Origin of the sequence: Vagococcus proximus (genome assembly GCF_029143285.1) — a bacterium.
Taxonomy (GTDB): Bacteria; Bacillota; Bacilli; order Lactobacillales; family Vagococcaceae; genus Vagococcus_D; species Vagococcus_D proximus.
Genome location: NZ_JAPDSH010000009.1, coordinates 1 through 13078, shown reverse-complemented (window position 1 = coordinate 13078; position 13078 = coordinate 1). Strand labels below are relative to the sequence as shown.

General features: G+C 34.7%; 12 protein-coding genes. 8 read left to right on the top strand and 4 right to left on the bottom strand.

The window, feature by feature from the left end:
* Window positions 1-18: 18 nt before the first annotated feature.
* From OL233_RS10270 to OL233_RS10260, 3 genes are read right to left on the bottom strand one after another with little or no spacing between them, the layout of a single operon-like run.
* The gene (locus OL233_RS10270) at window positions 19-723 is read right to left on the bottom strand and encodes a LutC/YkgG family protein (protein WP_275472217.1); all 705 of its coding nucleotides are present in this window, start codon (window positions 721-723) and stop codon (window positions 19-21) included.
* Window positions 723-2201: a LutB/LldF family L-lactate oxidation iron-sulfur protein gene (locus OL233_RS10265; RefSeq protein ID WP_275472216.1), complete on the bottom strand. Its 1479-nt coding sequence runs from the start codon at window positions 2199-2201 to the stop codon at window positions 723-725. The genes OL233_RS10270 and OL233_RS10265 overlap by 1 nt, the downstream gene beginning before the upstream one ends.
* 33 nt (window positions 2202-2234) lie before the next feature.
* Window positions 2235-3002, bottom strand: a complete 768-nt coding sequence (locus OL233_RS10260; RefSeq protein ID WP_275472215.1) for a (Fe-S)-binding protein — start codon at window positions 3000-3002, stop codon at window positions 2235-2237.
* A gap of 405 nt (window positions 3003-3407) precedes the next feature.
* Here OL233_RS10260 and OL233_RS10255 point away from each other — a divergent pair, with 405 nt between their 5' ends.
* Window positions 3408-4799: an L-cystine transporter gene (locus OL233_RS10255; RefSeq protein ID WP_275472214.1), complete on the top strand. Its 1392-nt coding sequence runs from the start codon at window positions 3408-3410 to the stop codon at window positions 4797-4799.
* Window positions 4800-4845: 46 nt separating this feature from the next.
* Here the strand turns inward: OL233_RS10255 and OL233_RS10250 are convergent, their stop codons facing one another.
* Window positions 4846-6174 carry an amino acid permease gene (locus OL233_RS10250; RefSeq protein WP_275472213.1) on the bottom strand — a complete coding sequence of 443 codons (1329 nt, stop codon included), beginning with the start codon at window positions 6172-6174 and terminating at the stop codon, window positions 4846-4848.
* A gap of 296 nt (window positions 6175-6470) precedes the next feature.
* On the opposite strand from OL233_RS10250, the gene OL233_RS10245 reads away from it, so the two are divergent.
* The 7 genes from OL233_RS10245 (at window position 6471) to OL233_RS10215 (ending at window position 12778) form a co-directional block, all read left to right on the top strand.
* Window positions 6471-6926 (top strand): MepB family protein, encoded by a 456-nt coding sequence (locus tag OL233_RS10245; RefSeq protein WP_275472212.1) that lies wholly within the window; start codon window positions 6471-6473, stop codon window positions 6924-6926.
* Window positions 6927-7066: 140 nt separating this feature from the next.
* Window positions 7067-7900, top strand: coding sequence for a bacteriochlorophyll 4-vinyl reductase (locus tag OL233_RS10240; protein ID WP_275472211.1), 834 nt, complete (start codon window positions 7067-7069; stop codon window positions 7898-7900).
* 236 nt (window positions 7901-8136) lie between these two features.
* Window positions 8137-10062, top strand: a complete 1926-nt coding sequence (locus OL233_RS10235) for a BglG family transcription antiterminator (protein WP_275472210.1) — start codon at window positions 8137-8139, stop codon at window positions 10060-10062.
* A 22-nt stretch (window positions 10063-10084) separates the two neighbouring features.
* Complete coding sequence (locus OL233_RS10230) at window positions 10085-10369, top strand: PTS sugar transporter subunit IIB (protein WP_275472209.1); 285 nt, start codon at window positions 10085-10087, stop codon at window positions 10367-10369.
* 19 nt (window positions 10370-10388) lie between these two features.
* Complete coding sequence (locus tag OL233_RS10225; RefSeq protein WP_275472208.1) at window positions 10389-10838, top strand: PTS sugar transporter subunit IIA; 450 nt, start codon at window positions 10389-10391, stop codon at window positions 10836-10838.
* A gap of 2 nt (window positions 10839-10840) precedes the next feature.
* Window positions 10841-12178 (top strand): PTS galactitol transporter subunit IIC, encoded by a 1338-nt coding sequence (locus OL233_RS10220; protein ID WP_275472207.1) that lies wholly within the window; start codon window positions 10841-10843, stop codon window positions 12176-12178.
* Between the two features lie 171 nt (window positions 12179-12349).
* Window positions 12350-12778: a Fur family transcriptional regulator gene (locus OL233_RS10215; RefSeq protein ID WP_275472206.1), complete on the top strand. Its 429-nt coding sequence runs from the start codon at window positions 12350-12352 to the stop codon at window positions 12776-12778.
* Window positions 12779-13078 lie beyond the last annotated feature (300 nt).

Sequence of the window (13078 nt, the reverse complement as noted above, 5' to 3'; positions counted from 1 at the left end):
TTTTCGTGTCTGCTTTTATTATTTATCCATGACCACTAAGTAAGTAACCTCTAGAGGACCATGCACCCCAACAACGAGTTGCATTTCAATGTCTCCAGAGTTCGAAGGGCCTGAAATGAAGTGAATAGCGCCAGTTTCTTCACCACGTTCACGTTTTTCAGTATAGTAAGCTGCTGCTTGTGTCGAGCGAGGAACAATCTTACTTTTTGGAATAATTGAAATATAACGTTTTGGTAGGAAGTGTAAAGAACGTCCTTGGCCAGCATTTGATTCTACAACGACTGAACCTGATTCTGCTAAGAAGAATTCGGCGAAAGCTACTGCTACATTAGTATCAGCTGCCACGCGGATATTTTCATCACGGAATTCATTTCCACGTTTCCAAATATGGGCCTCTTCCTTAGCTAGTAAGCTATCTAACTCAAATTCCTTAAAACGAGCATCGTCTGGGAATAGTAAATTACCATCTCCGTAGTCAGCGATTAATTCTTCTAATTTAGGAAGTAAATCAGCATAGTTAACCTCAACAACTGGTGTGTGGATTGTTTTACATTTTTCTTTTGCAATTTCCAGTAATTCGTCTTGTGTTTTATCTGTTAAAGTCGTTTGAGCTAGGTCATGAACGGCTTCGATTTTTTTATCGCCTAAAGAATGACGAGGAGTTCCTAACCGGTCAGCTAAGTGGTTAAGGAATTTTTCTTTATTGTTTGCTGTTTCAGCCATTATTTTCCAGCCTCCTCTTGTTCTTTTTTGTGGCGTTTGTACCATTCTCTAAAGGCATCTTTAGATTTCGGTGGACGAGGAAGGTCACGCACATCTGTCCATCCTTTTGCCATTGCAGGAGCTTTATCAATATAGCCACCATGGTTGTAGAAGTTTTCGACAGTTACATCACCTTTTTTAGCCATTAAGCCAGTAGCCCCGTGATCCATCTTCATTGCCATCTTGAATAAGATAGGAGAAGATGTCGCACGACCGATAAGTTTCATGGTCTGGTGGTCCATCCCTTTAGGTATTTTCAATTCATCGGTCATCTTAGTACGGTGAGCCACTAATAATTCATGTAATGGAATTTTCACAGGACATGTATCTGTACAAGCCCCGCACAGACTTGATGCATATGGTAAATCACCGAAGTCTTCATAGCCACCTAAGATAGGAGATAAAACAGCGCCCATTGGTCCAGGGTAAATTGAACCGTAACCATGACCACCAATTTGACGGTAAACAGGACAAACATTTAAGCACGCCCCGCAACGGATACATTGTAACATCGACTCAAATTCAGTCCCTAAAGCATTTGAACGGCCGTTGTCTAAGATAACAACATGAAACTCTTCAGGTCCATCTGATTCTGTTTCATTTTTTTGACCTGCAAAGGTAATATAACTGGTTAAGCTTTGGCCAACGGCACTACGTGAAAGTAGGTTATCGACAACTTCAGCTTCTTTCATAGAAGGAACGATACGTTCCATTCCCATTAAAACGATTTGTGTTTTAGGAATACTGATACATAAATCGGCATTTCCTTCATTAGTAACAAGGTTAATAACACCACTATCGGCAATAGCGAAGTTACAACCGGTAATTCCGATATCCGCTTCTAAGAAAAATTCACGTAACACTTCACGGGCAAAACGAGCCATATGAACAGGTTCGTTATCACCATCATAGCCTAATTTTTCTTCAAAGACTTTACGGATTTGTTCTCTATTTTTATGAATGTTAGGGAATACGATATGAGATGGTTCGTCCCAATCATCCATTTGTAGGATAAATTCAGCTAAATCAGTTTCCATTACACTAACGCCTTCAAGTTCTAAAAGCATTTGATCTAGGCCGACCTCTGTTGTAACCATAGACTTTGATTTAACAATTTTTTTCGCTTGTTTTTCAAGAGTTATTTTTTTTACGTAGTCTTGTGCTTCTTGTTCATTCTGAGCAAAGAAAACATGACCACCATTTTTTTCGACATTATCAGCAAATTGTTCTAAGTAGTCGGGTAGGTAGGCGATTGTTTCTTTACGAATTTGTTCACCTAGTTCACGCCATTGTTCCCAATTTCCGAGTTGTTCACGTGATGATTCACGTTTTACCCATTGATCATCTTGTGATTTACGAACGGCAGCTTGCATAAATTTATCATCAATACTGCGTTTTACACGATCTTCAAAAGATAAGTCACTTGTTTTTAATCCCATTGGAGTCCCTCTTTCTTTTATATAAAGTAGATATTAGTTAGTTACGGCCATAGCCGCTTTGATCTCTTCAACACGAGTCTTGTTGATATTGCTATTTAATACTTCAGCAATATGCATAATCTTAATTTCTTTACCTTCTCGGTTAAATTTACCACCGATATTCATCAGACAGCCCATATCCGCACTGATTAATACTTCAGCCCCTGTGTCGATTACGTCGTTCATTTTTTCGCAAACCATTTGTTCTGAAATAAGTGGTTCTTTTACAGAGAAAGTCCCACCAAATCCACAACAATTCTCTAAGTGTCCTAATGGAATCATCTCAAGTTTGTTAACGTGATCTAGCATTGTAAAAGGTGTTTGCTTCTCTTTAAGTAAACGTGTCATGTGACATGAACGGTGATAGGTTGCGCGTGCATCTAGCGTTGCACCAACATCTGTTAAGCCCAATACTTTATTTAAGAATTGAGTGAATTCATATGTTTTTTCATTTAGCTCTTTTGCCATCGCAGCATACTTAGGATCATCTTCGAATAAGTGCTCATACTCTTTAAGCATTGCTACGCAGCTTCCTGCAGCGCCTACTACGTAATCAGAGTCTTTAAATGACTCTAATTGGTTGACTAATGTTTTTTGAGAATCTTTTTTGTAGCCACTGTTAAGAGTAGGCTGGCCACAACAGATTTGTTTCTCTGGTACATCAGTCACTACACCAAAACGTTCTAAAACTTCTACCATGGCAATTGCCACATTTGGAAATAATAAATCAACAACACAACTTGTAAATATACTTACTTTCATCATTTTCCCTCCAAACCAACTTGTGTGAGTACATAATAGTGTCTTATAAGTTTTTTGTAAAGTGAAATAAACCGTTTTCTCAATTAGAACAAACTTTTTTTATCTAATTGATAATATTCACTAAAAAACCTTGATTAAATAAGGTTTCCTTTGCATTGATGTCAACTGAAGTTTGTGAAAAAATGAAATTCAGACGTGTAATTTTCTTGAATGAATCCAAATGAAAGTCGTTATAGTTGATTTACTTACTTTTGTATAGTAGTATAGGTTCAATCACTAATAAATGAGAAACATTCTCACTTGTTAGGTCAACTGATTCGGAAAAAATGAGTGGACTGAGACCTTTACTCTTATGATTGATTCGTTCGCCTGTCATTTGGTGAACACCTTAAAGGAGGAAGTAAAATGACAACAGTTTATACAGTATTGATTTTAGCGTTATTTGTTTTAATTTTATTTGGGTTTTACCGCATGCAAAAGAAACATGTGAAGTTTTCTAATCGTGTTTTTATCGCATTGGGAGTAGGGGTAGTCTATGGTGTTATTATTCAACTGTTATTTCACCGTGAATCAGCCGTTACAACACAATCGATTGATTGGATTAACATTGTAGGAAACGGCTATGTGAGCCTCTTGCAAATGCTTATTATGCCACTTATTTTTGTATCGATAGTAGGGGCATTCACTAAGCTTGAAAGTAATAAAAATTTAGGGAAAATTAGTTTTACTGTGTTAGCTACTTTATTAATTACCACAGCAGTATCAGCCTTTATTGGGATTATGTCTGTCTTCTTATTTAATTTACAAGGGGCAGAATTTACTAAAGGAGCAGCTGAAACAGCTCGAATAGCTGATCTTGCAAGCCGACAAGAAATGGTTCAAGATTTAACAGTTCCACAACAAATCGTATCATTTATTCCAACTAATATTTTTGAAGATCTATCAGGGGCGCGTGCGACAAGTACGATTGCTGTTGTTATTTTCTCAACATTTGTAGGGATGGCTTACTTAGGAGTAAAACGTAAAAGTCCTGAAGAAGCTGAATTTTTTGCAAAATTAATTCAAAGTTTATATAAAATTGTGATGCGTATCGTGACATTGGTCTTGCGTTTAACACCATACGGCATCGTAGCATTGATGACTAAAGTATTAGCAACAAGTAACTTTGCAGCCTTATTAAATTTAGGTAAGTTTGTACTCGCTTCATACGTAGCATTAGGATTAGTCTTTATTATGCATATGCTAGTATTAGTTGGAGTAAAAGTTAACCCATTTGTTTATCTTAAAAAGGTTATGCCAGTTTTAAGTTTCGCTTTTACCTCTCGTTCAAGTGCAGGAGCGTTGCCGATGAACATAGAAACACAACGTAAAGCACTAGGTGTAGATGAAACAACAGCCAACTTCGCAGGAAGTTTTGGTATCTCAATTGGGCAAAACGGGTGTGCTGGTGTTTATCCTGCTATGTTAGCAGCTATCGTCGCACCAACAGTAGGACTAGATGTCTTTAGTCCAATGTATATTTTAACGATTGTTGCAGTCGTAACTATTAGTTCATTCGGTGTAGCTGGAGTAGGTGGCGGTGCCACATTTGCTTCTCTAATCGTACTAGGAAGTCTAGGTTTACCAGTTGCTATAGTGGGTCTAGTTATATCTGTTGAACCTTTAATTGATATGGCTAGAACAGCAGTTAACGTGAATGATAGTATGTTGGCTGGTGTAGTAACAAGTAGACGTATTGGTGAGTTAGATGATGAGGTCTTAAATGATACAGAAGCGACAGTAACGTCATCATTATAAAATTCAAAAGAAAAAGCAACTAACTCTAAAGTTAGTTGCTTTTTTGTTATGTATTTTTATATTTTACTTCATACATGATGAAGAGTCCTAAGAACCATAATGGACTAATGACTAATGAGAAACGCATGTCAGGTAAGATTGCTAAAATCACAATGATTAGTGCTAAGAAAGCTAAGCTTAAGTAGTTACTAAAAGGTGCGAATGGCATTCTGAATGAACCACGCTCTTTTGTTGTCTTAATGTACTTAATGTGGCAGATAATAATAATTGCCCAAATGAATAAGAAACATACTGTTGAAATTCCAGAAATTAAACTGAATACTCCTTCAGGCATGATGTAGTTAAGTACGACAGTAATTCCTACAACCATAGTTGAGAAGTATAATGATAATGATGGGTTTTTACGTTTTGTTAATTTAGCAAAAGGTTTTGGTGCATTGTCGTTAGCAGCTAAACCATATAACATACGACTTGTACTGAAAATCGCGCTGTTACATGCTGATAAAGCAGAACTTAATACAACAAAGTTAATGATACTTGCAGCACCGACGATACCGATTGTTGAGAATACTGTTACGAACGGGCTCTTAGTTGGATCGATTGTGTTCCAAGGTTGGATACTCATGATTACAGCTAATGAACCGATATAGAATAATAAAATACGAATCGGAATATTATTAATCGCTTTTGGAATAACTTTTTCAGGATCTTTTGTTTCACCAGCAGTCAAGCCAACAAGTTCAACACCTGTAAATGAGAATACTGCTAATTGGAAGGCTAAGATAAATCCTGTGAACCCTTTAGGGAAGAAGCCACCATATTTATAAAGATTAGTTAATGATGCTTTTCCAACTTCTGTTTCGTGTTGTGTAATGATCATATAAAGACCAACACCGATTAAAGCGACAATAGCGATAATCTTAATTAATGCTAACCAAAACTCAATTTCACCGAACAATTTAACTGATGTTAAGTTTAAAAGCATTAAAGCAATTAGAACAATAAAGGCTGGAATCCACTGTGGTAGATTCGGGAACCAATATCTCATGTAAATCCCAATAGCCGTTAAATCCGACATCGCCACACTAATCCAACAGAACCAGTATGTCCAACCTGTTATGAAGGCGGTTCGACGTCCTAGATACTCATGAGCCAAGTCGACAAATGAATGACAATTTAAATTTGATAATAATAATTCCCCTAGCCCACGCATAATCAGGAAGATGAAACCTCCGACTATTAAATAGACTAATAAAATAGAAGGTCCGGCTAGTTCGATTGATTTACCAGATGCTAAGAACAATCCAGTTCCGATAGCACCACCGATAGAAATCAACTGGACATGACGGTTACTTAATCCTCTTTCTAATGACAATAAAAAACACCCTTTCTTATTTCGAATCCCCTATTTTTATTTATTAATTATTTATGAAAAAAATAGGGACTTTATTAGTATAACTTATTTTTTATGAGAATCCTATTAAAAAATGAGCGGATTATATAAAAAAATGTGTATTCGCTTTCTTTTAATGGGTACGCGGTGATTGATATAGACCGGTTTATTCATTTATGTGTGGTTTATGAGAGAAATAGTAAGGGAATGGGTGAGTTGCTAATAAGGACTAGAAAGAGTAATCTTAATTAGATCAAAACATAGTAAAGGGAGTTAGGATGGAAAATAATATAACAGACAAGTTGGCTATAATTTCAAAAGAATTAAATGAATCAATTGAGATAGTAATGTTTGAAAATCAAAATGAAGAATATGGGGGCGCACTTATCAAGGTATCAGGCATTTTAACACGTTATAGATTTGCTAAAGTAACACCTAAAAAATCAGGTCTATTTGTGGCATTTTGGGAAAAAGATTTCCAAAACAAAAACAAACCATATGACTTGAATGACTCTCCAAAATATTTATTGATAGAAGTAGAAGAAGGTGAAAATAAAGGCATTTTCTTGTTTGATCAAACAGTATTAGAAACAAAAGGAATTTATTCAACAGATAAACGAAAAGGTAAAATGGCCATGCGTGTTTATCCTGAATGGTCTCATGATTTGAATAAACAAGCAACTCAAACCCAAAAGTGGCAGCTAAATTACTTTAATTCCTTTACAATTAAATAATTTTGACGATTATCTTCTATATAATGCTAAAGATGATTTTAGAGTGAGAAATAGAGCTAATAAATCAGTCTTAGGACGGAATCTATATAGTGATGTGTAGCGTATACTGTGATATAAGAGTTACCCAGTGGAGGTTATATATGAAGAAAAATAAAAAAGCAATTAAGTCTAATTCTGTATTTATCGTGAGGCAGTTATTGAAAATACCAGGAGTTAAAGTCTCTAGGGAAGCGTTCTTATTGGAAGCTTTCACAGATTATGTTTCAGGTACGGATCATAAAGCAGAATTATTAGAAAAAGGACCAACTGAGATATTCAACCAAGAAACAGTAGATAAAATTGCATTAAGAAAAATAAAAGCAGCAACAAAAAGTGCGACTATGATGTCATTTGTTACAGGAATACCTGGTGGTTTTGCAATTTTAGGGACGTTGCCCGTAGATACAGTACAAATATATGCCACAACATTAAAGTTAGCGCAAGAATTATCTTATATATATGGAGCAGAAGATATTTGGTACAAAGATTCTGAGGAAATAACGGAAGCAGAAGATCAATTATTAGTTTATTTAGGAGTTATGATGGGAGTCAATGTTGCGGCATCAGCTACCCGTATGTTATCAAATACCCTAAGCAAAACTGTACTTGAAAAATTACCTAATCATGTTTTTCAGCAAACAATTGTTCATCATGTGGCAAAAAAAACTTTAAAACTATTGGGATTGAAGTCATCTAAAAAAGCATTAAGTCAGGGATTAGCTAAGGCGATACCGTTAGCGGGAGGTATTTTTTCTGGTGGGTTAACATATTTTGGGATTAAACCAATGGGATATCGTCTTCAGAAAGTATTGAGTGAAAGTGTTTATGGTTATGATGATAGCCAGGCTCAAGAAGATTTAGAATTATTATTATTGGAATATAATGAAGAACATAGACAGGCGAACGAATGGGTAAGGTCTGATGAGGTTATATAAAAAGAAGGTAACGATACGTTACCTTCTTTTTTTTTTACAGTTCCTATTTTAGGTGTTTTTTTATAAAGCCTTGTTGACACGTTAGTTTGGGGATACTATAGCGTAAGACTATAAGGATAAGGATTTATTTTCATTTATGAAAAAAGTTGTCCGTTACTCATATGCTTAGTGGACATTATTAAACTGTGAAAACGGATACTTAAAGGCTAGACTGTGTATTAAGGAGGCAAATACTCATGAATCTTTCTAAACGACAAGTAGAAATTATAGTTCTACTGATTAAAGAACGGACTTATGTATCAAGTGAAGAAATCGCTAAAAATTTTGAAGTATCTGGGAAAACCATCCGTCGAGAAATCAAGAAAATAAATGACTATTTAGAAAATTATAATGTACAAATTGATTCTCTAAAAGGAAGAGGGTTTTTTATTCCTAAGAATAAAACTCAAAGAGCAAATGAAATTTTAGTGAAACAAGGCGCATATCAAGAAGAGATAGTACCTGATATTCAAGTTAAACGAGTAGAGTGGCTAGAAAGGGAATTAGCAAAAGTTGCCTTGAATGATGAGATTATTTCTTACGACGATTTAGCAACTGGATTATATATAAGTTTGTCAACGTTGAAAAGAGACATGGAATTAGTCAAAAAGGATCTTTTGAGTTTTGATTTGTCTTTGGTTAAGAAGAATAATAAGGGAGTGAAGGTGGTTGGAGAAGAACAGCATGTCAGATCATTTATTAGTTATCAATTAACACGAGATAATTCGTTAGTCAATTTTAATAAGGTATATGTTTTTGATGATAATAGTAGAAAGGTATTAAAAGTACTACTTTTGAAGTCATTAAAAAGACATGAGTTAAAGGTGACTGATATGGGGTTTCAAAACCTATTATTGCATCTAGAAATTCTAATAATAAGATTGAATAAAAATCGAATAGATGATGTGGGTTCTAAAGTGAGACCTATTGAACGAACAACAAGAGAATATCAATGTGCAACTCATTTGTGTTTATTAATTGAGCAGCGATTTAACTTAGAGATGCCTAAGCAAGAAAAGACAAACATCTATATTCATCTCATTTCTCAAAAAAAAGTTATTACTAAGTTTTCAGATGAGCCGGTGTCTACATCAAAAGAAAAAGAATTACTTTATAAAGAAACGATGAAAGAAATTAAGACAGTTTATCAGTTTGATTTTGAGAACGACTTAATTTTAAAACAAGGGATTTTGACTCATTTAGAAAGTGTATTGAAACGAATTAGTCTTAATATGCCCATACGTAATGATATGTTGGATAATATCATTGAAACCTATCCGTTTGAAATTCAATTAGCCAATTTTTTATCTAATAATATTAAGAAAACGTTGGGAATAACGCTTGATATAAATGAAATTGGATATTTGGCGCTTCATTTTTGTGGTGCAATGGAGAGGCATGGACAAGGGGAAGAATATCAAAAAAAATCAATCTTGATTGTATGTACATCTGGAATGGGTACTGCAGTTCTTTTGCAAACTAAATTAAAAAAACGTTTAGGTCATGTACTTGAAGTTAAGGGAACATGCTCTTACTATGAATTACCAGAACGAGATCTATCTGACATTGATTTAATAATTAGTACTATTCATTTAAGTGAGGAGTGGCGAGTTCCTTATTTGTATATTTCTCCTATTGTTAGTGATGAAGAGATTAAGAAGGTTAAACAGGTTATTCAAAAAAAAACGAGTCAACTATCTCTTGGGCAATTGTTTAATAAAGAATTATTTCATGTATATAAGGGGAAACCTAGTAAACCAGAAGTACTTAGTTACATCACTAGGACATTACACGAAAAAGGATATGTAGATTATGAATGTGCAGAGTCTATTATTGCCAGAGAAAAGATTGGAACGACTGAAATAGGTCATGGTGTTGCTATTCCACATAATATGGCCGGGAGAGTACATAAGCCTTGTTTGATGATTGTTCTGTTAGAAAGTCCGGTTTTTTGGGAAGTGGGAGAGGTTTCCCTCATCATGACTTTAGTGAGTAATAAAGTAGATGATTCGGATTATAGAGAATTATTTATGGAATTATATGAAAAAATAGACAGCGATACTAAAGTCAGGGCGATTTTAACTAAGCGGTCATTTGAACAAGTACAAAAATTAATTATATAGAAGAGAAGGAGAATTTATTATTATGAAAAAGATTATTGTGGCGTGTGGATCAGGTGTTGCAACTAGTACAGTTGCTTTGCAAAAATTAAAAACGGGATTGGAAAAGAGAGGGAAGTTAGATCAAGTTAATTTTAGTCAAACATCATTATCGGAGTTACCTTCACTTGTTGAAGGGCATGATTTAATTGTAACAACAGCTCAGGGTGGAACTGATTTAGGTGTACCCGTGGTTTCAGGTTTAGGATTGATAACAGGGATAGGGGTAGATAAAGTTATCGATGAAGTAGTATCTATTTTAAATATTTAATTCAAGTGAGGTGTAGAGAATGTTTCAAGAAGAACTAATATTTTTAGATATTAATTGTGAGTCGCAGGAACAATTATATAGTGAAATAGCAAATAAGTTAGAAGCATCTGGTTATGTGAAACCTTCTTATTTGGAAAATATTATTGACAGAGAAGAGAAGTTTCCTACAGCTATTCAAACTGAAGTGTGTGGCGTTGCAATCCCTCATACAGACAGTGAACATATTTTAAAACATGGTATTGCAATTGTAAGGTTATCGAATAGTTGTAATTTTAAAGAGATGGTAACGTTAAATAACGTAAAAGTTAAATTGCTATTTTTCCTATTGGTGAAGGATAAGGAGAAGCAAGTTACTGTTTTAAGTAGGTTGATGGGTAATTTCTCAAACCGATATTTTCTTAATCAATTACTTGAAGCTCAAACGGCTAGTGAAGTTTTGTTATGTGTGAATAAAGAAGGGGAGGAATAAAGATGTTTATCTTGGATTATATAGTAGACTTGGGTCCGGCAGTTATGATGCCTATCATCTTTTTGATATTCGGGCTTGTGGTTGGATTGAAATTTAGTAAGGCGTTGAAGTCTGGTTTAATGGTTGGGATAGGTTTCATTGGGTTAAATATAACAATTCAATTATTAACAGAAAACTTAGGTCCTGCCGCAACACGGATGGTTGAAAACTCAGGGTTAAATTTAACAGTTATTGATGTAGGTTGGCCAGCAGCTAGTGCGATTGCATTCGGCTCTGCCGTAGGGGTGTTAATTATACCCGTAGGTTTGGTTGTTAATGTGTTAATGCTTTTAACTAAAACGACTAAAACAGTAAACGTGGATATATGGAACTACTGGCATTTTGCATTTACAGGATCATTAGTATATATGATTACGCAGGATTTGATTGTTAGTTTATTAATGGCAGCATTTAACATGATTATTATCATGGTAATAGGAGATAGAACGGCTAAATATGTTGAAAAAGAATTGGGATTACCCGGTATTTCAATCCCTCACGCCTTCACAGCTTCATTTGTACCGATTGCTTTTATTGTTAACTGGATTTTAGACAGAATACCAGGTGTTAATAAAATCAGCTTGGATTACGAGCAATTTCAAAAAAGAGTTGGTTTGTTTGGTGATCCTGCAGTATTAGGAATGATTATTGGGGCTCTATTAGGTGTAATCGCAAAGTATGATGTGAAAGGTATATTAAACCTAGGGGTTACCACTGCAGCAGTATTAGTACTGATACCGAAGATGGCAGCAATCTTAATGGAAGGTCTAATGCCGGTTAGTGAGTCTGTCCAAGAAAAATTACAAGAAAAATTCAATGGGAATGCAAAGTTACTTATTGGTTTAGATTCGGCAGTAGGTGTAGGAAATCCTGTGACACTGACTATTTCATTAGTGATGATTCCGGTCACTATTTTACTAGCCTTTATTATTCCTGGTAATCAATTTTTACCGATTGCAAGTTTATCAGGTTTAACATTTATGTTTGTACTCATAACGCCTATTTGTCGAAATGATTTCTTTAGAACACTTGTAGTAGGGATTGTCACTTGTGGTATGGCTTTATTAATTGGAACAGGGGTTGCCTCAATCTTTACAGAAGCAGCGGCAAAGGCTAACTTTGCTATTCCAAAAGGTTCTAGCTTAATCTCAAGTTTGGATTATGGTGGTTCATGGTTACCTTATCTTATTGTTAAGGTTTCAGAATACAAATGGATTGGAGTCGCGATAGGAGCGATTGTATCTTTTGTATTAATGCTATGGAATAGAGCGCTTATAATAAAGGAAAATGTACAATCTTAAGAATTTTTTAGTGAGAAAGTTAAGTCTTTCTCGCTTTTTTTTGTTTTAAAGATTTACTGTAAGATTATATAATAGGGAATCTAAAAAAAGTATCGGACAGAATTCTTGAAAAATTAGAGTATAAAGAGTATCATTAGTTTAAAGATTATTGCTAGATAGGGGGAGGAAGCTATGACGGAAATGAAAGTAGAAGCTGCAGTTGCACAATTGAAACAGTCAGATATCAGAATCACTCCTCAGCGGTATGCTATTTTAGAATACTTAATTGAAAGCCACTCTCATCCGACAGCAGATGATATATATAAAGCATTAGCAACACGTTTTCCAAGTATGAGCGTGGCGACGGTTTATAATAATTTGAGATTATTTACAAAAATTGGATTTGTTCAAGAAATGGCATATGGTGATTCATCTAGTCGTTTTGATTTTAGTAGCCAGAAACATTATCATGCTATTTGCGAAGAGTGTGGAAAAATAGTAGATACATATTATCCAGGTTTAGATGATGTAGAGGTTGCTGCTGAGCAGTTAACAGGATTTCAAATAAATAAACACAGAATGGAATTATATGGCATTTGTCCGGATTGTCAGAAAAAATAGCTTAATCATGTTTACATGATTAAGCTATTTTTATTTAAAATCCCAGTTATTAAAAAAAATCAGATTTAGACTTGCCTTTTTATTCTAAACTTGGTATATTAATACATGTCCTTGAGACAAGCGAAGTCGTGTTTAACAAACTTTTTAAAAGATGTTGACATCGATTGATTCAAGTGATATTATAAAAAAGTCGTAAAAAAACGAACGAGATTAAAAGCTCTAATAAACTTAATTAAAAAAACTTTTCAAAAGTAGTTGACGAAATCAACTAATCATGTTATTCTAATTAAGTCGTTAAGG